Genomic DNA, 20,311 nt, shown 5'->3' on the forward strand with positions numbered 1-20,311 from the left:
GACGCACATCGCGACGGCCGCGTACGTCTATCTGCCGCCGGAGTACTTCCAGCCGCGGTACGCCCACCGTGCCTTCCCGGCGTCCGTCGTCCTGACCGGCTATCCCGGCACCGCGCAGGCGCTCGTGAAGGGGCTGCACTATCCGCAGACCGCGCGGGCGGAGGCCGCCGCGGGCCGGATGCAGCCGATGATCCTGGTGATGCTGCGGCCGACCGTGGCGCCGCCGCGCGACACCGAGTGCGTGGACGTGCCGGGCGGTCCGCAGACGGAGACGTTCTTCGCGAAGGACCTGCCGGACGAGATCGGCGCCCGCTACCGGACGGCGCACAAGTGGGGCATCGTCGGCGACTCCACGGGCGGCTACTGCGCCTTGAAGGTGGCCATGCACCACCCCGGTGTCTACGGGGCGGGGGCCGGCCTGTCCGCGTACTACAAGGCGGCTTCCGACCCGACGACCGGCGACCTCTTCCACGGCGACCGGGCGGCGCGCGACCGCGCGGACCTGATGTGGTCCCTGGACCACCTGCCGCCGCCCGCGACCTCCCTCCTGGTCACCAGCAGCAAGCAGGGGGAGAGCAACTACCGGCGCACACAGGAGTTCATCGGCAGGGTGAAGTCGCCCACGCGCGTGTCGTCGATCATCCTCGACAGCGGTGGGCACAACTTCAACACGTGGCGCCGGGAGATCCCGGCGACGCTCCAGTGGCTGAGCCGGCGGCTCACGTGACCAGCTGCTGCACCGTCTCCAACTGCACGTCCGCGCGCGGGATGTCCTGGGCGTCGGCCGCGGTGGAGCGGCGCAGTGCCTCGTGCAGCCGGGCCGGCGTCAGCACGCCGAGGAAGCGGCCCTCGGACTTCTCGTCGATGACGGCGATCCAGCCCGCGTCGTGCTGCAGCATCGTCGCGAAGGCCTGCTTCAGGGGTGCTCCGACGGGCAGCCAGGCCTCCATGCGGCGGGCCCGGTCGCGGACGGTGCCGGTGCCCGCGCGCGCGTGCTCGGCGGAGATCCAGCCGTGCAGGTTGTTGTCGTGGTCCAGGACGACGGCCCAGCGGGCGTCCAGCTCCCGGGGCAGCGGGTCGTCGAGGTGCACGACGGGCGGCTGCTCCAGGTCGCCCTCCTCGATCGGGGTGACCGAGAGGCGCTTGAGGCCGCGGTCGGCACCCACGAAGTCGGCCACGTAGTCGGTGGCGGGGGCGCCCAGGACGGCCGACGGGGCGTCGAACTGCTCGACGCGGCCCTGCCCGTAGACGGCGATGCGGTCGCCGAGGCGGACGGCCTCCTCGATGTCGTGCGTGACGAACAGGACGGTCTTGCCGAGCGTCTGCTGCAGGCGCAGGAACTCGGTCTGGAGGTGCTCGCGGACCACGGGGTCGACCGCGCCGAACGGCTCGTCCATCAGCAGGACCGGCGGATCGGCCGCGAGGGCCCGGGCCACGCCCACCCGTTGGCGCTGTCCGCCGGAGAGCTGCTCGGGGTAGCGGTCGCCGAAGACCTTCGGGTCGAGGCCCACCAGGTCGAGGAGTTCGGCGGCGCGCTCGCGGGCCTTGGCGCGCTTGACGCCGAGCAGGTGCGGCACGGTCGCGGTGTTGTCGAGCACCGTTTTGTGCGGGAAGAGCCCCACTTGCTGGATGACGTATCCGATGCGGCGCCGCAGTTGCACCGGATCGATTTCGGATATGTCGTCACCGTCGAGGAATATCCGGCCCTCGGTGGGTTCGATGAGCCGGTTCACCATTTTCATCGTGGTGGTCTTGCCGCAGCCCGACGGGCCGACGAGCGTGACCAGTTCGCCCTCGTTCACCTCGAAGGACAGGTCGTCGACGGCAGTGGTGCCGTCCGCGTACCGCTTGCTGACGTGCTCGAACCGGATCATGGGACCCCATTCTGCCGGGGCACGGTCGCGTTCGGACCGCCCGTACGCGGCAGTTGTGTGAAGGCGGTGTTGCAGCCGGGGGACGGGTATCGGCCATTGTCAGTGGTGGGGGCTAGGGTCGTCGACAGTCGAAAACCTGTGTGCACGGGTGCGGACGCCTGACATACGTTCGGGGAATCGGGGGAGGTGGGCGGGGTGAGCGAGCAGAACTGCCTGGTGGCCAATGACTGGGTGTGCGGGGAGTATCTGCGCACCCGCAGCCAGGAATTGGTCGACGCGACGGTCCAGCACGTGGGCATCACGGTTGCCTCGGTGGCGATCGGTGTCCTCATCGCGTTCCCGCTCGCGCTGCTCGCGCGGCACAGACGCGCATTCGCGGGCCCGGTGCTCGGGCTGACCACGGTGTTCTACTCGATTCCGTCGCTCGCGATGTTCTCGCTGCTGCTGCCCCTTTTCGGCCTTTCCGTCTCGCTGGTCGTCACCGGGCTCGTCCTGTATTCGCTGACGATTCTCGTGCGCAACATATTGGCGGGCCTGCAGGCCGTCCCGGACGAGGCCAGGGAGGCCGCGCGCGGGATGGGGTACGGGCCGGTGAGGCTGCTGTGGGAGGTCGAACTGCCGCTGGCGCTGCCCGCGTTGCTGGCGGGTGTGCGCATCGCCACGGTGTCCACGGTGGCGCTGACCACGGTCGGCGCGATCGTCGACTACGGCGGCCTGGGCACGCTGATCCTCGACGGCCTCGACAGCGACTTCAAGGCGCAGGTGCTCACCGCCTCGGTGCTGTGCGTACTGCTCGCGATCCTCGCCGACCTGCTGCTGCTGGGGGTCCAGCGTTGGCTCACCCCGTGGACGCGGGTGTCCGTACGGAAGTCGCGCGGGGTCCGCATACGCGCAACAGCAGACGCCGTTGAGACGCGCACGCCGGAGAAGGTCGCATGAACGCGATATCGGGGGCCTACGACTGGCTGAGCACGGGGGCCAACTGGCAGGGCGAGAAGGGGGTGTGGCACCGCCTGGCCGAGCACCTGTACTTCAGCGGTGTCGCCCTCGGCGTCGCCTGTCTGATCGCGCTGCCGCTGGCCCTGTGGCTGGGCCACATCGGCAAGGGCGGCGCCCTCGCGATCAACGTCTCGAACGTGGGGCGCGCCGTGCCGACCCTGGCCGTCCTCGTGCTGCTCACGCTCACCCCGCTGGGCCGGCACGGTGACATACCGACGCTGATCGCCCTGGTGCTGTTCGCGGTCCCGCCGCTGCTGACGAACGCGTACGTGGGCATGCGGGAGGTCGACCGCTCGGTGGTGGAGGCGGCGCGCGGCATGGGGATGAGCGGCGGGCAGGTCTTCGCCCGGGTCGAGCTGCCGCTCGCGTACCCGCTGGTGATGACCGGGCTCCGGTCGGCGGCGGTGCAGGTGATCGCGACGGCGACGCTGGCCGCGATGGCCGGCGAGGGCGGGCTCGGGCGGATCATCACCGCCGGGTTCAACCTCCAGGACACGCCGCAAGTGGTCGCGGGCGCCGTGCTCGTGGCCGCGCTCGCCCTGGTCGTGGAGGGCGTGTTCGTGGCGGTCGGGCGGGTGCTCGATCCGATGAGGGGGCGGGCGTGACGCGGGTGGGGCCCGGTGCCGCGCGCGTGCGCGGTGCCGCGGCGGCCTGCGGTGAGGCGTTTGTTTTGTCCGGTTCGGCAGTGCGATCAGTGCAACGAGGAGAGCGATGAGCAGCAGGACGCGTCGGATGGCCCTGGCGGCCGTGGCGGTGGGCGCGCTGACCGCGGGACTGACCGCGTGCGGCGGCGACAGCCTCGAGGGCAAGGACGATTCGGGCAGCGCGGGCTCGGGCGGCGGCAAGAAGGGCAAGATCGTCGTCGGTGCCGCGAGTTTCACCGAGGCCAAGGTGCTCGGTGAGCTGTACGCGCAGATATTGGACGACGCCGGGTACGACGCGTCGGTGAAGACGGTCGAGAACCGCGAGATCTACGAGCCGCAGCTCGCCAAGGGCGCCATCGACGTGGTGCCGGAGTACGCCGCGACGCTCGCCGAATTCCTGAACCTGAAGAAGAACGGCGCCGATGCGAAACCGGTCGCGTCCAGCGATGTCGACGCGACGGTCACCGCGCTGCGCGGGCTCGCCGAGCCGCAGGGCCTTAAGGTGCTGGACGCCGGCGAGGCCGTCGACCAGAACGCATTCGCGGTGAGCGAGTCCTTCGCGAAGAAGCACGGCCTCAAGACGCTTTCGGATCTCGGCAAGTCGGGCGAGAAGGTGAAGATCGCGGCCGGTGACGAATGCGAGGAGCGGCCTTTCTGCGCCCCGGGTCTGAAGAAGACGTACGGCATCGACGTCACGGGCATCGACCCGAAGGGCGTCGGCACCACCCAGTCCAAGCAGGCCGTGAAGAACGGAACGGACCAGTTGGTGCTGACCACCACGACGGACGCGACGCTGAAGAACTTCGGCCTCGTCCTTCTCGAGGACGACAAGAAGCTGCAGAACGCGGACAACATCATTCCGGTTGTGAACGCGAAGGATGCCGGGGACAAGGCGATAGCGGACGTCCTGGGGAAGTTGACGAAGGCGCTCACGACCGACGATCTCGTCGAGTTGAACCGCAAGGTCGACGCGGAGCGGCAGAAGGAAGCCGACGTCGCGAAGGCGTATCTGGAGTCCAAGGGCCTCGTCGGTAAATGATCTTGATTGGTCAGGGGTGAGGAGTGGTCGGTAAGGGAGCTTCTTCTGACGGGAGTTCGGTGGTTCGTGGGGCGCTTGTGCCCGGATTTTGCCGGGCGGGGCTTCGCGATTCGCCTACGCGCGGTAAGTTTCTGGCCATGCCACGTGGACGCCACCGCCATTCCCCACCCCTGCACCGCCTGCTGCCCCCCTCGGTGATCGCCGGTGTGCCCCTCGTCTGTGCGGGTGGCGTCTGGCTGTCCGACGACCCCCTCGTCCTGCGGGGCGTCACCGCCGCCGCGGCGGCGGCCGCCGTGATCGGCGCCGTCGTGATGCGCCGCTGGGACCGGCTCGCCGGCAAGCAGGTCGCCGATCTGACCCGCGGCGCCGCGAGCGAGCGCTGGCGGCACGAGGAGGCCGTGGCCGAGCTGGAGGGCGACCTCGAGGAGTCGCGCGAGCTGCGCACCCGCCTGGAGGGCAAGCTGCGCGCCAAGCGTTCCGAACTGGCGGCGTTGCGCAACGAGCACGCGGCGCTGCTGCGCCGGTACGCGAACGCGGAGACCGAGCGGGCGAGCGCGCTGGAGGGCCGGCGCCGGCTCGCGATAGAGGCGGCCGCCCCCGCGAAGGCGCTGCCCCCGGCCGAACCGCCGGGGCCGGGCCGCCGGCTCACCCCGACGCTCTACCTGCGGGCCAACGCCGCACTCGACCGCCTGGCACGGCCCGCTGCCGCTGCCGCGGAGGAGGCCGATTCGCAGGGGAAGCCCCGCGCGGCGTCCGGTCACTTCACGGTGCCGGCCGCCGCGGCCGTGGTGCCCGCGGCGCCGGTGCGCAAGATGCCGCAGGGCGCGTTCGACTTCTTCGGCACGGGTGGCTCCGCCGAGGAGCAGGAGCGTTCCGCCGCCGAGCGGGACCTCGCCGATGTCGTCGGTGAGGAGCTCGCCGCCGACGTGGCGGCGCAGACGGCCGACGTGGCTGAGGAAAACGCCGCGAACACCGACGCCGACACCGAGGCCGAGACGGCCGACGTGGCTGAGGAGAACGCCGTGAAGGCCGGCGCCGAGGTCGAGAAGGCCGGCGTCGAGGCCGGGAAGCAGGTCATCGACCTGACCGCGCACGACGAGACCGAGCAGATCGACGTCGGCGGTCTGAGGTCCGCGCTGCGGGCCTGATCGCCACCGTGCTCGAAGGGCGCCCTACTCGCCGTGGGGCGCCTTTTGCCGTGGGCCCGCCATCCACCGGTCGGGCCGCGCGTCCCTGCGCCCCGTCCGGGACCGGTCGGCCTGGCCGCGCAGCAGCTCCGCGGCCTCCTGGGCGTCCCTGAGGCGGGCGGTGACCGTCTTGTTGGCGCCCGTGTCGAGGTGCAGGTCGGCGACCCGCCAGAAGCGCTCCCAGGGGCCCTGGGTGACGCGCACGCTCTGCACCTTGGCGTGCGGGACGACCGAGAGGCAGCGCTGCAGCAGCCCGTGGCGCGCGGCGAACGCGGTCTCGGTGACCGCCACCCCGTAGGCCCGCCACCAGAACGGCACGCACCACCGGGCACGCCGCGGCGCCGCCGTGAAGTCGGCCGGCTTCGGCACGGCGACCCCGGGCAGGACCCGCGCGACGACGTCCTCGGCGTGCTCGCGCGGCGCCACGGGCACCAGCACGGAGTTGGCGGAGCCCGCCACGTGCAGCTCCACCCGGACCCAGCCGTGGCGCCGCCACAGCAGCGGTTCGACGATCCGCACGGTCTGCACGCGGCCCGGCGGCACCGTCTCGTGCACCCGGTCGAGCAGGCCGTGGTCGATGCGCAGCCCGTCGGGGGACTCGCCGACCGTCCAGTCGTACTCCTTGATGAACCGGCCCGCACTGTTGGTGAACGCCCCGCCGAACAGCGGCACTCCGACCGCGATCACCGTCCACAGGTTGTGGGTGGCGAACCACAGGAAGCCCGGCACGGCGACCGCCGCGAGGAGCATCGCCCACGGGGTGCCGGTCAGCAGCAGGGCCACCGCGAGCATCCGCGGCGGGGTGTGCAGGATCTGCTGCGCCGGGGCCTCGCCCACCTCGCGCGCCGACTCGGGCGCGAACCCGGCGGCGCGGGCCAGGAGTTCGGCCCGCAGGTCGCGGGCCTCCTTCTCGCCCAGGTAGGCGAGCTCGTCCTTCTTGTCGGCGCCCACCACGTCGAGCTTCAGCTTGGCGACGCCGACGAAGCGGGCGAGGAGCGGCTGGGTGACGTCGACGGCCTGGAGGCGTTCGAGGCGGATGTGGGCGGTGCGGCGGAACAGCAGGCCCGTACGGATGCGCAGTTCGGTGTCGGTCACCGCGAAGTGCGTGAACCACCAGGTGAGGAAGCCGTACAGGGCTGCCGCGGGGACCAGCACGCCGAGGCCGATGGCCAGGGTGGTGGCGGTGAGCTGGGCGAGCTGGCGCTGCGCCTGGTCCATGTCGTGGACGGCCCAGCCGAGCAGGATGGCTATCGGTGCCCAGGCGCGGCGCAGCGGGGTGACGGGGTGCAGGCGCCGCTCGCGTATGCCCGTGGTGTCCTCGGGGGGTTCCTGGCTCATGACGTCCTCGCGGACGCGGGAGGCCGTCACAGGCCGGCCGATCGGGCCTCGCCGAGCTCGGTGAGGCGGTCCCGCAGCCGCTCGGCCTCGGCCGGGGCGAGGCCGGGGATGGTGGCGTCGGTGGCGGCGGCCGCGGTGTGCAGCTGCAGGCTGGCCAGGCCGAACTTCCGCTCCAGCGGGCCCGACGTCACCTCGACCAGCTGCATGCGCCCGTACGGCACGATCGTTTCTTCGTGCCACAGCACGCCGCGGCTGAGCAGCAGGTCGTCGGCCCGCTCCGCGTACCGCCACGAACGCCAGTTGCGGCCGAGCATCGGCCAGCCCCACAGCAGCAGCGCCAGCGGGATCAGGGCGAACGCGGCCCAGGCGGGACCCGCGAGGATCTGGAGCAGCACGCCGACCGCCACCGTCAGCGGCACCAGCCACAGCACGAGCAGCAGGCGGCGCAGCTTCAGCAGCCCCGGCGGCAGGCCGGTCCACGCGGGTTCGGTCTCGGAAGACGTCACGGAAGACGTCACGGAAGGCGCCCCGACAGGCATCCCGACAGGCGTCCCGGGGGACGATCCGGGTGGCGGCTCAGGAGATGTGTCCGCGATGCCCGAAGTCCCCGTCGCGCCTGCTGCCCCGTCTTCCATGGGTCCACCCTACGTAGGAGACACTGTCGGCATGACGCCCACGACTCAGGCCACGGTCGGCATCGGTGGTGCCGCGGAGAGCACCGACATGGTGCTCAACATCGGTCCGCAGCATCCGTCCACCCATGGTGTGCTGCGCCTGCGTCTCGTGCTCGACGGCGAGCGGATCCAGCACGCGGAGCCGGTGATCGGCTACATGCACCGCGGTGCGGAGAAGCTCTTCGAGGCCCGGGACTACCGGCAGATCGTGATGCTCGCCAACCGCCACGACTGGCTCTCCGCCTTCTCGAACGAACTGGGCGTCGTGCTCGCCGTCGAGCGGATGCTGGGCATGGAGGTCCCCGAGCGCGCCGTCTGGCTGAGGACGCTGCTCGCGGAGCTGAACCGGGTGCTCAACCATCTGATGTTTCTGGGTTCGTACCCACTCGAACTGGGCGGAATCACTCCGGTCTTCCACGCCTTCCGCGAGCGCGAGGAACTCCAGACCGTCATGGAGGAGGTCTCCGGCGGGCGCATGCACTACATGTTCAACCGGGTCGGCGGCCTCAAGGAGGACCTGCCGCTGGGGTGGACCACGCGCGCGCGGGCCGCGGTCGCGGACGTGCGGTCCCGCATGGACGTCTACGACCGCCTCGTCCTCGGCAACGAGATCTTCCGGGGCCGCACGCGCGGTGTCGGTGTGCTGTCGGCCGAGGCCGCGCACGCCTACGGGGTGAGCGGTCCGATCGCCCGTGCCTCCGGCGTCGACTTCGACCTGCGGCGCGACGAGCCGTACCTCGCCTACGGAGAGCTGCAGGACACCCTCAAGGTCGTCACGCGGCAGGAAGGCGACTGCCTGGCCCGCTTCGAGTGCCTCCTGGAGCAGAGCCACAACGCGCTCGACCTCGCCGACGCCTGCCTCGACCGCCTCGCCGACCTGCCGCCGGGACCGGTCAACCAGCGCCTGCCCAAGGTCCTCAAGGCGCCCGAGGGGCACACGTACGCGTGGACGGAGAACCCGCTCGGCATCAATGGCTACTACCTCGTCAGCAAGGGCGAGAAGACGCCGTACCGCCTCAAGCTGCGCTCCGCGTCCTACAACAACATCCAGGCGCTGACCGAGCTGCTGCCGGGGACGCTGGTCGCCGACATGGTGGCGATCCTCGGGTCACTGTTCTTCGTGGTCGGCGACATCGACAAGTAGCGCCCCGGCGGGCAGGCCCACCGGCTCGACCAGCCAGCCGAAGTCACCGAGACCGCCGCGCGCCGTCAGCTCCGCGGCCTCTCCTGCCCGTGTGAGGGCCCGGACGTACGCCGCCGGGTCCTGGGAGGCGAGGGCCAGCGGCGGGCGCTCCGCGGCCACCCCGAGGGCGTTCAGGGCGGTGCGCTGCGCCACGACGCGGGCCCCGGCCGTCGCCGCGCACGCGTCGAGCGCCACGTGCGCCGTGATGTCGCAGGAGCCGTCCGGCACGGGAGCCGTCTCCCGGCCCTCCCGGAAACCCGTGAGCGTGCCGAAGGGCGGCCGGGCGGCGCGGCCGTGGGCGTAGTCCACGGCGACCGCGAGGCCGCGCTCCAGGGTGCCCACGGCCGCCGCCCACGCCTCGTCGCGCGGGCTCCCGACCTCGGCGCGCAGCCCCGGCTCGGGCGGCAGCGGCCACCAGGCGTCCAGCCAGCGCAGGTGCGCGGCGTCCAGCGGCGCGGCATCGAGGGTCTCCGTGCCGTCGTCCCGGACGAGTACACGGCGGGGCACCCCGTCCGCGTCGACCTCGACGACGTCCAGGGGCACGTTGTCCAGCCACTCGTTGGCGAAGAGCAGGCCCGTCACGCCGGCGGGCGGCTCGGCCCGCCACTCGATCCGGTGGTCCAGATCGGCGGGGCGGTCCGCCTTCTCGACCGCACAGGCACGCACGCGTGCCGCGGTTTTCTCCGGCAGCACCTGAAGGACGCGGGAAACCAGCTCGCCGCGCCCCGCCGCCATGTCCACGAACGCCAGCTCCGCGGGCTCGCCAAGGGCCGCGTCGACCCGGCACAGCAGCTCCGCCACGGCCCCGGCGAACAGCGTCGACGCATGCACCGACGTGCGGAAATGCCCTGCAGGACCCGCCGGACCCACGGCGCCGCGGTAGAAGCCGACGGGCCCGTACAGCGCCTCCTCAGTGGCCTCGCGCCACCCGCGCCCCTCGTCCTGCCGTACGTTCTGCACACCCGAAGGCTATGCGCAGGGGGCGCACGCGCCTCCACCTTGGGGAGTACGCGCGCCGGGCGCGGATCGGTCCTCCGGTTGACCCCTGCACGCTGCACGCTTCCCTACTCTGGGTTACGTGCAGCGCGTTTACGACTTCCTCCGCAGACACCCGACATGGGTCGACGGCTTCTGGGCCGTGATCCTGTTCGGGATGTCCGTGGTGGGCGTGACCGGTACCGGTCCGCCGCGCGGGAACGCGGCCGCGTCGCTCGGCTGCGCGGCGCTGCTCAGCGTCGTCGTCACCCTGCGCCGCCGGATGCCCGAGCGGATGCTGGTCCTCGCCGTGGTCACGGGCCTGGCGCAGCTGGTCCTCGACGCGGAGACCAACCCGTCGAACTTCGCGATGCTGGTCATCGTCTACACCTGCGCGGCGGACGGGGCCCGCTGGTCGTCCCGGCTCGCCCTCGGCGCGGGCCTGTGCGCGGCACCGCTGGCGCAGCTGCGCTGGCCCGAGGAGCACGGCAGTCCGCTGGGGCAGATGGCGGTCGCGGTCTTCACGATGGTGCCGTTCGCCCTCGCCTGGGTGCTCGGCGACTCGCTGCGCACCCGCCGCGCCTACCTGGCGCAGCTGGAGGAGCGGGCGAACCGTCTGGAGCGGGAGCGCGAGGCCCAGTCGAAGGTCGCGGTCGCGGCGGAGCGGGCCCGGATCGCCCGCGAGCTGCACGACGTCGTCGCGCACAACGTGTCGGTGATGGTGGTGCAGGCCGACGGCGCCGCCTACGTCCTCGACCAGGCGCCCGACCAGGCCAAGAAGGCCCTGGAGACCATCTCGGGCACCGGCCGGCAGGCCCTCGCGGAGATGCGCAGGCTGCTCGGCGTGCTGCGCACCGGCGAGCACGAGGAGGGCGGCGAGTACGTTCCGCAGCCCGACGTCGACCAGATCGAGGACCTCGTCGAGCAGGTGCGCACGGCGGGCCTCCCGGTCGACTTCAAGGTCGAGGGCACCCCCCGTCCGCTGCCCAGCGGCGTCGAGCTGACCGCGTACCGCATCGTCCAGGAAGCCCTCACCAACACCCGCAAGCACGGCGGCCCGAACGCGGGCGCCAGCGTCCGCCTCGTCTACTTCGACGACGGCCTCGGCCTGCTCGTCGAGGACGACGGCAAGGGCGCCCCGCACGAGCTGTACGAGGACGGGGGCGCGGACGGCCGCGGCCACGGCCTCATCGGGATGCGCGAGCGCATCGGTATGGTCGGCGGCACGCTGGACGCGGGCCCGCGTCCCGGCGGTGGCTTCCGCATCAGCGCCCTGCTGCCCCTCAAGCCCGCCCACTGACACGTACCTGTGCACCTGCCGGTACCCGCCGCCCACCAGATGTGAGGACCCGCCCGATGTCGATCAAGGTGATGCTCGTCGACGACCAGGTGCTGCTGCGCACCGGTTTCCGGATGGTGCTCGCCGCCCAGCCGGACATGGAGGTCGTCGCCGAGGCGGGCGACGGTGTCGAGGCGATCGAGGTGCTGCGCTCCACGGCGGTCGACGTGGTCCTGATGGACGTCCGCATGCCGAAGCTGGACGGCGTGGAGACGACGCGGCGGATCTGCGCGGACCCGAATCCGCCGAAGGTCCTCATCCTGACGACGTTCGACCTCGACGAGTACGCGTTCTCGGGGCTGAAGGCGGGCGCCTCCGGGTTCATGCTCAAGGACGTGCCGCCCGGCGAACTGCTCACCGCGATCCGTGCCGTGCACAGCGGTGACGCGGTGGTCGCGCCGTCCACCACGCGGCGGCTGCTCGACCGGTTCGCGCCGATGCTGCCCAGCAGCTCCAAGGAACCGCAGCACAAGCAGCTGGAGCGGCTCACCGAGCGCGAGCGCGAGGTCATGATCCTGGTCGCGCAGGGGCTGTCGAACGGGGAGATCGCGGCGCGCCTGGTGCTGTCCGAGGCGACGGTGAAGACACACGTGGGCCGCATCCTCACCAAGCTCGACCTCCGGGACCGGGTCCAGGTCGTCGTCCTCGCCTACGAGACGGGACTCGTCCGGGCCGGCGGCGGCCAGAACTGATCCGCCCGGCGCCGCCCGGGGCGGGTGCTAGCGCAGCACCCCTTCGATGAAGTCGCCGCCGAGCCGTGACACCACCGACAGGTCCAACTGGTGCTGCACGTACCGCCCGTGCCGCCGCGTCGTGATCAGCCCCGCCTTCTTCAGCACCGACAGGTGCCGGGATATCTCCGGCGCCGACATGCCGTGCGCGTCGGACAGCTCGCTCGTCGTGTACGCGCCCCGGGCCAGATGACGGCACAGCCGCATCCGGACCGGGTGGGCCAGGGCCGACATCCGCAGCGTCAGCTCCTCGACCGACGGCGGCGCGGCGAGGCCGGGCGACGACACCGGGTACATGATCGACGGCTGCCAGCCCTCCCGGTGCAGCACCCACAGGTGCGGCCAGCCGAGGCTGGTGGGCACGAGGGTGAGCGCGCCGTCGCCCGTCGCCGTGTGTCCTTCGGTGAGCTTGTCGACGGTGACGGTGCGGCCCGCCTCGTCCAGCGTGACCGACGCGGAGACCGACGCGAGGGCCTCCCGCAGGCCCTTGCGTCGCATCAGCTCCGTCTTGTGCCGCGCGTCCGCCGCCAACTGGTGCTGCACGCGCGCCCACACGTCCGCGAAGAACGCCTCCTCGCACTCCTGCAGCAGCTCGCGCAGCCAGGCCCTGATGGCGGGCGGATCGTCCAGCAGCCGCTTGGTGAAGCGCACCTGCTGGACCCCGCGGGTGGCCGCGAGGTCGAGCGCGCGCTCCCTGGCCCGCGGGTCGTCCAGCCGGTTCACCGTCCGGCCCGCGTACGTGGACTGGCAGGTGAACTCCAGGGCCGCGTCCACGAACTGCTCGTCGGAGAGCTTGTCCAGCAGGTCGAGCTCCTCGGCGAGCGTGGCGCCGGGCGGGGTGCGCCGCCCCGGCATCCCGGCGGACGGCGTGAACACGTCCGAGAACGTCGTCCGCCACAGGAAGTCCGCCTCGCACAACCGGTCCGCCAGGCATGCGTCCAGGCGCGTGGACACGCTCGTCGTCCACCCCTGCAGCCCCGGGTGGTGCGCGGGCTCGGACAGCGCGTGCAGCGCCATGCCGAGCTCGGCCAGGGGCGAGGGCACGACGCGGATGCGCTCGGGCGGCAAGCCCGTGATGTCGATGCTCACGCTCATGACCCCATGGTGCACGCCGCCACCGACAGCCCGGTCGTCGATTGACGGCTCGCGTCAATCGACGTGACCGGGGCCCGGCGCCGGGCGCAACCTCGTGTCATCGGCCCCGAAGCATCACAGAACGGCAATTTACGGGGCGTAGCGCGACAATCGAGATGATGAGCGAGGTGGTCGCCATGACCGTCAACCAGCAGTACGCCCTCGACGTCTACCGGGCCGCACAGCGCGGCGAGACCCCCGGCCCCGCCCCCGGCCTGCACGACTGGGCCGCCGTCCGCGAGCTGCGGGACCGCCGCCGCTTCGAGGCGGTCCTGGCGGGCCGCCCGGCGCGCGGCCGGATCCGCGCGGCCCTGGCCCGCCGCCTCTCCGGCCACCGCGGCCACGCCGCCGGCTGCTGATCGCGGGCGTCAGGCCAGACGCCGTACGAAGTCCGCGACGGCCGCGCGGACGTCGTCGGCACTCCAGCTCAGGCCGGGACCCGCGACGGTGACCTCGGTGACCGCGAGACCCGGCGGGCCCTCCGCGGACCAGCGCCCGAACAGCGACGTCTTCGTCTCCTCCGCCTGCTCGACCGCCGCGCGCGTCAGCGTCCCGGCGTCGTGGGGCAGCCACACCTGGAACTGGTGGGTGTGCGGCACCTCGGGATGCACCCGGAACCACGGCACCCCGCTCTGCGCGAAGCCCTCCCGCAGCGCCTGCGCGACCACGCGCGCGTGCGCCACGTACTCCGGCAGCCGCGGCAGCTCCCGCTCCAGACCCGCCAGCGCCGCGATCGCCGCGGGGAACTGCTGGAAGACCTGCCCGCCGTACCGGTGGCGCCAGGCCCGCGCCTCCTCGACGAGCGTCCGCGGGCCCGCGAGCACGGCGCCGCTGATGCCGCCGAGCGACTTGTAGAACGACACGTAGACGCTGTCGGCGAGCGCCGCGATCTCGTCCAGCGGACGGCCGAAGTGCGTGGTGCACTCCCACAGCCGGGCCCCGTCGAAGTGCACCACGGCGTCACGCGCGCGTGCGGCCTCGCAGACCTCCTCCAGCTCCTCCCACGTGGGGAGCACGAAACCGGCGTCCCTGAGCGGCAGTTCGAGCATCAGCGTGCCGAACGGCTCGTCCAGGCCGTGCACCTCGTCGGCCGTCGGCAGGCGCGGCTCGGTCGTCGGGTGCACCGTGCGCAGCCCGGACACCGTGGTCAGCGCCTCCCGCTCGTGCACCTCCGGGTGGGCCAGCGGGTGCAGCGCCACCGTGGGGTTGCCGGTACGGCCCGCCCAGCAGCGCAGCGCGACCTGCTGGGCCATCGTGCCGGTCGGGAAGAACGCGGCCTCCTCCTTGCCGAGCAGAGCGGCGACCTTCGCCTCCAGGTCGGCGACGATGCCGTCCCCGTAGAGGTCGATGTCGGCCTCCGGGTCGGCCACCTCCCGCGCCGCCCGGGCGAGCTCCGTGAGCCGCTCGCCCAGCGTCGGCTGCTGCGGCCGGTGCGCCAGCGCACGCTCCGCACCCCGCCAGGCCGCGATCCGCCGCGCGGTCTCCCTGGCTTCCTCGGTGTCTTCCTCGGGTCCGTACGTTCCGCTCATCCTCGGATCATGTCGCACGTGCGTGCTCTTGCCCACAGCCTGTGGACGGCCGAGGCCCGCCCGGGCAGATAGCGTTAACATGACGAGAAATCGTCCGGTACCCCGAGCGGACTGGAACGGAAGGCCATCGCCTCGTGACACCTCCGAACCCGCGATCCGAACCCATCGACCCCAAGGACCGCCCCGCACGCCTCACCGTGGGCGTCGTCGGCGCGGGCCGGGTGGGCCCCGCGCTCGCCGCGTCCCTGCAACTGGCCGGGCACCGTCCGGTCGCCGTCTCCGGAGTCTCCGACAGCTCCGTGCGGCGGGCCGCCGCCATGCTGCCCGACGTCCCCCTCGTGACGCCCGCCGAGGTCCTCGCCCGGGCCGATCTGGTGCTGCTCACGGTCCCCGACGACGTCCTGCCCGGCCTCGTCGAGGGCTTCGTCGAGACCGGCTCGATCCGGCCGGGGCAGCTGCTCGTGCACACCTCGGGGCGGTTCGGCACCAAGGTGCTCGACCCGGCCCTGCGCGCGGGCGCCCTGCCGCTCGCGCTGCACCCCGCGATGACGTTCACCGGCACGCCCGTGGACGTCCAGCGGCTGGCCGGCTGCTCCTTCGGGGTGACCGCGCCCGAGGAGCTGCGGCTCGCCGCCGAGGCCCTGGTCATCGAGATGGGCGGCGAGCCCGAGTGGATCGCCGAGGAGAGCCGGGCGCTCTACCACGCGGCCCTCGCGCTCGGCGCGAACCACCTGGTCACGCTGGTCGCCGAGGCCATGGAACTGCTCCGGGACGCGGGCGTCGCCGCCCCCGACCGGATGCTCGGCCCGCTGCTCGGCGCGGCCCTCGACAACGCGCTCAGGTCCGGCGACGCGGCGCTCACCGGACCGGTCGCGCGCGGTGACGCGGGCACCGTCGCCGCGCACGTCTCCGAGCTGCGCAAGCACGCCCCGCAGACCGTCGCCGGCTATCTCGCGATGGCCCGTGCGACCGCCGACCGCGCCCTCGCGCACGGCCTGCTGAAGCCGGAGCTCGCCGAGGACCTCCTCGGTGTCCTCGCGACCGGTTCGGAGGAGACCCGATGAGCACCACGCTGCTCCACGAGGGCGAGGACCTGCGGGCCCGCACGCGCGCCGGACAGCGCGTCGCCGTCATGACGATGGGCGCCCTGCACGACGGCCACGCCACCCTGATCCGGACGGCCCGCGAGCGTGCGGGCGACGACGGCGAGGTCGTCGTCACGGTCTTCGTGAACCCGCTCCAGTTCGGCGCGGGCGAGGACCTCGACCGCTATCCGCGCACCCTGGAAGCCGACGTCAAGATCGCCGAACAGGCGGGCGCGGACGTCGTGTTCGCGCCGTCCGTCGACGAGGTCTACCCCGGCGGACAGCCACAGGTCCGCATCACCGCAGGACCGATGGGCGAGCGGCTCGAAGGCGCCGTGCGCCCCGGCCACTTCGACGGCATGCTCACCGTCGTCGCCAAACTGCTGCACCTCACGCGCGCGGACGTGGCCCTCTTCGGCCAGAAGGACGCGCAGCAACTCGCCCTGATCCGCCGCATGGTGCGCGATCTGAACTTCGACGTGGAGATCGGCGCCGTGCCCACGGTCCGCGAGCCCGACGGCCTGGCCCTGTCCTCCCGCAACCGCTACCTCTCCCCTGACGAGCGCCGCACCGCGCTCGCCCTGTCCCGCGCCCTGTTCGCGGGCCGCGACCGGCACGCCGCGCAGGAGGCCCTTCGCGCGCGTGCCGCGGAGAACCCGACCACGCGCGCGCGGGCGCAGGCGCTCGGCCGCATCGGCGAGGCCCGCGCCGCCGCCGACGCGCACGCCGTCGCCGCGCCCGGCGGCCCGGCGGCCGTGGTCGCCGCGGCCCGGCAGGTGCTAGACGAGGCCGGCCGCCGCGAGCACGACCGGCCGCCGTTCGCCCTGGACTACCTGGCCCTGGTCGACCCGGCCGACTTCACCGATGTGACCGACGGCTTCCGCGGCGAGGCCGTCCTCGCCGTCGCCGCGCGCGTGGGCACGACGCGGCTGATCGACAATCTGCCCCTGACGTTCGGAGGTCACCAGTGAGCAGCACGGGCATACGCCTGCACGCACCCGCCCCCGGCTGGTCCGTCGACGCCGACGTGGTGATCGTCGGCTCCGGTGTCGCGGGCCTGACCGCGGCCCTGCGCTGCGAGGCCGCGGGCCTGCGCACCGTGGTCGTCACCAAGGCCCGCCTCGACGACGGCTCCACGCGCTGGGCGCAGGGCGGCGTCGCGGCGGCGCTCGGCGACGGCGACACCCCCGAGCAGCACCTGGACGACACCCTCGTCGCCGGCGCGGGCCTGTGCGACGAGGCGGCCGTACGCACCCTCGTCACCGAGGGCCCCGACGCCGTACGCCGCCTCATCGAGACCGGCGCCCACTTCGACGAGGCCGAGGGCGGCGCGCTCCAGCTGACCCGCGAGGGTGGCCACCACCGCCGCCGGATCGTGCACGCCGGCGGCGACGCGACGGGCGCCGAGATCTCCCGCGCCCTCGTCGAGGCGGTCCGCGCGGTCAAGGGGGGCGAGCGCGAAGCGCTCTCGGGCAAGGGCGGCGGCGGGCGACGGGTGGGACTGCGCACCGTCGAGAACGCCCTGGTCCTCGACCTGCTGACGGACGCGGCGGGCCGCACCGCCGGTGTCTCCCTGCACGTCATGGGCGAGGGCCAGCACGACGGCGTCGGCGCGGTCCTGGCGCCCGCCGTGGTCCTGGCGACCGGCGGCATGGGCCAGGTCTTCTCGGCGACGACGAACCCGCACGTGTCCACCGGCGACGGCGTCGCCCTCGCGCTGCGCGCGGGAGCCGAGGTCAGCGACCTCGAATTCGTCCAGTTCCACCCGACCGTGCTCTTCCTGGGCGCGGACGCCGAGGGCCAGCAGCCGCTCGTCTCCGAGGCCGTGCGCGGCGAGGGCGCCCACCTGGTGGACGCGGACGGCGTGCGCTTCATGGTGGGCCAGCACGAACTCGCCGAACTGGCGCCCCGCGACATCGTCGCCAAGGGCATCACGCGCCGCATGCTGGAGCAGGGCACCGAGCACATGTACCTCGACGCGCGGCACTTCGGCGCGGACATGTGGGAGCACCGGTTCCCGACCATCCTCGCCGCCTGCCGCGCCCACGGCATCGACCCGGTCACCGAGCCGATCCCGGTCGCCCCCGCAGCCCACTACGCCTCCGGCGGCGTCCGCACCGACCTGCACGGCCGCACCACCGTGCCCGGCCTGTACGCGTGCGGCGAGGTCGCCTGCACCGGCGTCCACGGCGCGAACCGGCTGGCCTCGAACTCCCTGCTGGAGGGCCTGGTCTACGCGGAGCGCATCGCCGACGAGATCACCAGGCAGCACGCCGAGAACCACCTCCACGCGCGCGTGCCCGCACCCGTGCCGCACCCGGAGACCCCGACCCACCCGCTGCTCCCGCCGGAGGCACGTTTCGCCATCCAGCGCGTGATGACGGCGGGCGCGGGCGTCCTGCGCTCCGCGGACTCCCTCTCCGACGCCGCCGCCCAGCTGGGCCGCATCCACGCCGAGGCCGCCAACTCCCTCGCGGAGAACGGCAAGACGGCCGAGCCGGGCGTCGACACCTGGGAAGCCACCAACCTGCTGTGCGTGGCCCGCGTCCTGGTCGCCGCGGCCCGCCGCCGCGAGGAGACCCGCGGCTGCCACTGGCGCGAGGACCACGCGGACCGCGACGACACGAACTGGCGCCGCCACATCGTCGTACGGCTCAATCCGGACCGAACCCTGGCCACCCACACCACACCCACAGCAGACTTCCCGGCAACGGCAAAGACCCCTCAGGAGCAGTGACCGACGTGAGCGCCACCCCCGACCTTCCCCTGGCAGACGTCTCCGACGGCGGCTGCGGCGACAACTGCGGCTGCGCGCACGACGGCGCCGACGACGCGATGGAGTGCGGCCTCGACCCGTCGCTCGCCCAGCTCCTCCTGGATGCGGGCCTGCACCCGGTCGAGGTCGAGGACATCGCCCACATGGCGATCGCCGAGGACCTCGACGGCGGCGTCGACGTCACCACCGTCGCCACGATCCCCGAAGAGGCCGTCGCCACCGCCGACTTCACGGCCCGCGAGGCCGGCGTCGTGGCGGGCCTGCGCGTCGCCGAGGCGATCATCTCCGTGGTGGCCACGGACGAGTTCGAGGTCGAGCGGCACGCCGAGGACGGCGACGAGGTCGAGGCCGGACAGAAGCTCCTGTCGGTCACCACCCGCACCCGCGACCTGCTCACCGCCGAGCGCAGCGCGCTCAACCTCCTGTGCCGCCTCTCCGGCATCGCCACCGCCACGCGCGCGTGGGCGGACGCGCTGGAGGGCACGAAGGCGAAGGTCCGCGACACCCGCAAGACCACTCCCGGCCTGCGCTCCCTGGAGAAGTACGCGGTCCGCATGGGCGGCGGCGTCAACCACCGCATGTCCCTCTCCGACGCGGCCCTGGTCAAGGACAACCACGTGGTGGCGGCAGGCGGCGTCGCCCAGGCGTTCCAGGCCGTACGCGACCGCTTCCCCGGCCTCGCGATCGAGGTCGAGGTCGACACCCTCCACCAGCTGCGCGAGGTCCTCGACGCCGGCGCCGACCTGATCCTCCTGGACAACTTCACGCCGGGCGAGACGGAGGAGGCCGTGGCCCTCACCGACGGCCGCGCGCTCCTGGAGTCCTCGGGCCGGCTCACCCTGGAGAACGCCGCCACGTACGCGAAGACGGGCGTCGACTACCTCGCGGTCGGCGCGCTCACCCACTCATCGCCGATCCTCGACATCGGCCTCGACCTGCGGGAAGCGACCGTCTGATGCTGCTCACCATCGACGTGGGCAACACCCACACCGTCCTCGGCCTGTTCGACGGCGAGGAGATCGTCGAGCACTGGCGCATCTCCACGGACGCGCGCCGCACCGCCGACGAACTCGCCGTCCTGCTCCAGGGCCTGATGGGCATGCACCCGCTGCTCGGCGACGAGCTGGGCGACGGCATCGACGGCATCGCCATCTGCTCGACCGTCCCCTCGGTCCTGCACGAACTGCGCGAGGTCACCCGCCGCTACTACGGCGACGTGCCGGCGGTCCTGGTCGAGCCCGGCATCAAGACCGGCGTGCCGATCCTCATGGACAACCCCAAGGAGGTCGGCGCCGACCGCATCATCAACGCGGTCGCGGCGGTCGAGCTGTACGGCGGTCCCGCGATCGTCGTGGACTTCGGCACGGCGACGACGTTCGACGCGGTGTCCGCCCGTGGCGAGTACACGGGCGGCGTGATCGCCCCCGGCATCGAGATCTCCGTCGAGGCGCTCGGCGTCCGCGGCGCGCAGCTGCGCAAGATCGAGCTGGCCCGGCCGCGCAGCGTCATCGGCAAGAACACGGTCGAGGCCATGCAGTCGGGCATCGTCTACGGGTTCGCGGGCCAGGTCGACGGGGTCGTGAACCGGATGGCCAAGGAACTGGCGACCGACCCGGACGACGTCACCGTCATCGCGACGGGTGGGCTCGCGCCCATGGTGCTGGGTGAGGCCTCGGTGATCGACGAGCACGAGCCGTGGCTGACCCTGATCGGCCTCCGCCTGGTCTACGAGCGGAACGTCTCCCGCCTCTGAGCGGTCTGTGGGTGGGCTGGTGCGGGTCCGGTGGGGCTGTGTCACTGGCGG

At 72.8% G+C, this 20,311-nt stretch carries 20 protein-coding genes; 14 read left to right on the plus strand and 6 right to left on the minus strand.

Features of this window, described 5'->3' with window-relative positions:
* Positions 1-727 (plus strand): alpha/beta hydrolase (locus M4J07_RS37220; RefSeq protein WP_255979624.1); only part of this gene is annotated, 727 nt, incomplete at its 5' end.
* Here the strand turns inward: M4J07_RS37220 and M4J07_RS37225 are convergent.
* The gene (locus tag M4J07_RS37225) at positions 720-1,874 is read right to left on the minus strand and encodes an ABC transporter ATP-binding protein (protein ID WP_255979626.1); all 1,155 of its coding nucleotides are present in this window, start codon (positions 1,872-1,874) and stop codon (positions 720-722) included. The genes M4J07_RS37220 and M4J07_RS37225 overlap by 8 nt on opposite strands.
* A gap of 195 nt (positions 1,875-2,069) precedes the next feature.
* Here M4J07_RS37225 and M4J07_RS37230 point away from each other — a divergent pair, with 195 nt between their 5' ends.
* From M4J07_RS37230 to M4J07_RS37245, 4 genes are all read left to right on the plus strand, one after another.
* Positions 2,070-2,813 carry an ABC transporter permease gene (locus tag M4J07_RS37230; RefSeq protein WP_255979628.1) on the plus strand — a complete coding sequence of 248 codons (744 nt, stop codon included), beginning with the start codon at positions 2,070-2,072 and terminating at the stop codon, positions 2,811-2,813.
* Entirely contained in the window at positions 2,810-3,478 is a 669-nt protein-coding gene (locus tag M4J07_RS37235) for an ABC transporter permease (protein WP_255979630.1), read from the plus strand. The genes M4J07_RS37230 and M4J07_RS37235 overlap by 4 nt, the downstream gene beginning before the upstream one ends.
* A 106-nt stretch (positions 3,479-3,584) precedes the next feature.
* Complete coding sequence (locus M4J07_RS37240) at positions 3,585-4,556, plus strand: ABC transporter substrate-binding protein (protein WP_255979632.1); 972 nt, start codon at positions 3,585-3,587, stop codon at positions 4,554-4,556.
* Between the two features lie 137 nt (positions 4,557-4,693).
* Positions 4,694-5,704: a hypothetical protein gene (locus tag M4J07_RS37245; RefSeq protein ID WP_255979634.1), complete on the plus strand. Its 1,011-nt coding sequence runs from the start codon at positions 4,694-4,696 to the stop codon at positions 5,702-5,704.
* Positions 5,705-5,728: 24 nt separating this feature from the next.
* Here the strand turns inward: M4J07_RS37245 and M4J07_RS37250 are convergent, their stop codons facing one another.
* A complete protein-coding gene (locus tag M4J07_RS37250) occupies positions 5,729-7,081 on the minus strand; it encodes a PH domain-containing protein (protein WP_255979636.1) in 1,353 nt (450 codons plus the stop codon).
* 26 nt (positions 7,082-7,107) lie between these two features.
* Positions 7,108-7,620, minus strand: a complete 513-nt coding sequence (locus tag M4J07_RS37255; protein ID WP_255979638.1) for a PH domain-containing protein — start codon at positions 7,618-7,620, stop codon at positions 7,108-7,110.
* A gap of 127 nt (positions 7,621-7,747) precedes the next feature.
* On the opposite strand from M4J07_RS37255, the gene M4J07_RS37260 reads away from it, so the two are divergent.
* Complete coding sequence (locus tag M4J07_RS37260; RefSeq protein WP_255979641.1) at positions 7,748-8,899, plus strand: NADH-quinone oxidoreductase subunit D; 1,152 nt, start codon at positions 7,748-7,750, stop codon at positions 8,897-8,899.
* Here the strand turns inward: M4J07_RS37260 and M4J07_RS37265 are convergent.
* Positions 8,864-9,898 (minus strand): SAM-dependent methyltransferase, encoded by a 1,035-nt coding sequence (locus M4J07_RS37265; protein ID WP_255979643.1) that lies wholly within the window; start codon positions 9,896-9,898, stop codon positions 8,864-8,866. The two genes, M4J07_RS37260 and M4J07_RS37265, sit on opposite strands and share 36 nt — an antisense overlap.
* Positions 9,899-10,016: 118 nt before the next feature.
* Here M4J07_RS37265 and M4J07_RS37270 point away from each other — a divergent pair, with 118 nt between their 5' ends.
* Complete coding sequence (locus tag M4J07_RS37270) at positions 10,017-11,213, plus strand: sensor histidine kinase (RefSeq protein ID WP_255979645.1); 1,197 nt, start codon at positions 10,017-10,019, stop codon at positions 11,211-11,213.
* 56 nt (positions 11,214-11,269) lie between these two features.
* Complete coding sequence (locus tag M4J07_RS37275) at positions 11,270-11,944, plus strand: response regulator transcription factor (RefSeq protein WP_255979647.1); 675 nt, start codon at positions 11,270-11,272, stop codon at positions 11,942-11,944.
* A gap of 27 nt (positions 11,945-11,971) precedes the next feature.
* On the opposite strand, the gene M4J07_RS37280 is transcribed toward M4J07_RS37275, so the two are convergent.
* On the minus strand, positions 11,972-13,078 hold the full coding sequence (locus tag M4J07_RS37280) for a DUF5937 family protein (RefSeq protein ID WP_255979649.1): 1,107 nt from the start codon (positions 13,076-13,078) through the stop codon (positions 11,972-11,974).
* A 158-nt stretch (positions 13,079-13,236) separates the two neighbouring features.
* On the opposite strand from M4J07_RS37280, the gene M4J07_RS37285 reads away from it, so the two are divergent.
* Positions 13,237-13,476, plus strand: coding sequence for a hypothetical protein (locus tag M4J07_RS37285; RefSeq protein ID WP_374215158.1), 240 nt, complete (start codon positions 13,237-13,239; stop codon positions 13,474-13,476).
* Positions 13,477-13,485: 9 nt separating this feature from the next.
* Here M4J07_RS37285 and M4J07_RS37290 read toward each other — a convergent pair whose 3' ends face one another.
* Positions 13,486-14,646 (minus strand): threonine aldolase family protein, encoded by a 1,161-nt coding sequence (locus M4J07_RS37290; RefSeq protein WP_255979651.1) that lies wholly within the window; start codon positions 14,644-14,646, stop codon positions 13,486-13,488.
* Between the two features lie 134 nt (positions 14,647-14,780).
* On the opposite strand from M4J07_RS37290, the gene M4J07_RS37295 reads away from it, so the two are divergent.
* Genes M4J07_RS37295 through M4J07_RS37315 form a run of 5 tightly spaced genes read left to right on the plus strand, consistent with a single transcriptional unit; the run spans position 14,781 to position 20,260 of the window.
* The gene (locus tag M4J07_RS37295; RefSeq protein ID WP_255979653.1) at positions 14,781-15,710 is read left to right on the plus strand and encodes a Rossmann-like and DUF2520 domain-containing protein; all 930 of its coding nucleotides are present in this window, start codon (positions 14,781-14,783) and stop codon (positions 15,708-15,710) included.
* Positions 15,707-16,702 carry a pantoate--beta-alanine ligase gene (gene panC, locus M4J07_RS37300; protein ID WP_255979655.1) on the plus strand — a complete coding sequence of 332 codons (996 nt, stop codon included), beginning with the start codon at positions 15,707-15,709 and terminating at the stop codon, positions 16,700-16,702. The genes M4J07_RS37295 and panC overlap by 4 nt, the downstream gene beginning before the upstream one ends.
* Complete coding sequence (locus tag M4J07_RS37305; RefSeq protein WP_255979657.1) at positions 16,699-18,468, plus strand: L-aspartate oxidase; 1,770 nt, start codon at positions 16,699-16,701, stop codon at positions 18,466-18,468. Before panC ends, M4J07_RS37305 begins: the two co-directional genes overlap by 4 nt.
* The gene (gene nadC, locus M4J07_RS37310) at positions 18,465-19,463 is read left to right on the plus strand and encodes a carboxylating nicotinate-nucleotide diphosphorylase (RefSeq protein ID WP_255979659.1); all 999 of its coding nucleotides are present in this window, start codon (positions 18,465-18,467) and stop codon (positions 19,461-19,463) included. Before M4J07_RS37305 ends, nadC begins: the two co-directional genes overlap by 4 nt.
* The gene (locus M4J07_RS37315; RefSeq protein ID WP_255979661.1) at positions 19,463-20,260 is read left to right on the plus strand and encodes a type III pantothenate kinase; all 798 of its coding nucleotides are present in this window, start codon (positions 19,463-19,465) and stop codon (positions 20,258-20,260) included. Before nadC ends, M4J07_RS37315 begins: the two co-directional genes overlap by 1 nt.
* Positions 20,261-20,311: the final 51 nt, after the last annotated feature.

Origin of the sequence: Streptomyces longispororuber, assembly GCF_024448165.1 — a bacterium.
Classification (GTDB): Bacteria; Actinomycetota; Actinomycetes; order Streptomycetales; family Streptomycetaceae; genus Streptomyces; species Streptomyces longispororuber_A.

Bases quoted from the DNA above. Each gene is read 5' to 3' on its own strand.
- M4J07_RS37225 (WP_255979626.1), bottom strand. From the start codon at position 1,874: ATGATCCGGTTCGAGCACGTCAGCAAGCGGTACGCGGACGGCACCACT.
- M4J07_RS37235 (WP_255979630.1), top strand. From the start codon at position 2,810: ATGAACGCGATATCGGGGGCCTACGACTGGCTGAGCACGGGGGCCAAC.
- M4J07_RS37240 (WP_255979632.1), top strand. From the start codon at position 3,585: ATGAGCAGCAGGACGCGTCGGATGGCCCTGGCGGCCGTGGCGGTGGGC.
- M4J07_RS37245 (WP_255979634.1), top strand. From the start codon at position 4,694: ATGCCACGTGGACGCCACCGCCATTCCCCACCCCTGCACCGCCTGCTG.
- M4J07_RS37250 (WP_255979636.1), bottom strand. From the start codon at position 7,081: ATGAGCCAGGAACCCCCCGAGGACACCACGGGCATACGCGAGCGGCGC.
- M4J07_RS37255 (WP_255979638.1), bottom strand. From the start codon at position 7,620: ATGCCTGTCGGGGCGCCTTCCGTGACGTCTTCCGTGACGTCTTCCGAG.
- M4J07_RS37260 (WP_255979641.1), top strand. From the start codon at position 7,748: ATGACGCCCACGACTCAGGCCACGGTCGGCATCGGTGGTGCCGCGGAG.
- M4J07_RS37275 (WP_255979647.1), top strand. From the start codon at position 11,270: ATGTCGATCAAGGTGATGCTCGTCGACGACCAGGTGCTGCTGCGCACC.
- M4J07_RS37280 (WP_255979649.1), bottom strand. From the start codon at position 13,078: ATGAGCGTGAGCATCGACATCACGGGCTTGCCGCCCGAGCGCATCCGC.
- M4J07_RS37285 (WP_374215158.1), top strand. From the start codon at position 13,237: ATGAGCGAGGTGGTCGCCATGACCGTCAACCAGCAGTACGCCCTCGAC.
- M4J07_RS37290 (WP_255979651.1), bottom strand. From the start codon at position 14,646: ATGAGCGGAACGTACGGACCCGAGGAAGACACCGAGGAAGCCAGGGAG.
- panC (WP_255979655.1), top strand. From the start codon at position 15,707: ATGAGCACCACGCTGCTCCACGAGGGCGAGGACCTGCGGGCCCGCACG.
- M4J07_RS37315 (WP_255979661.1), top strand. From the start codon at position 19,463: ATGCTGCTCACCATCGACGTGGGCAACACCCACACCGTCCTCGGCCTG.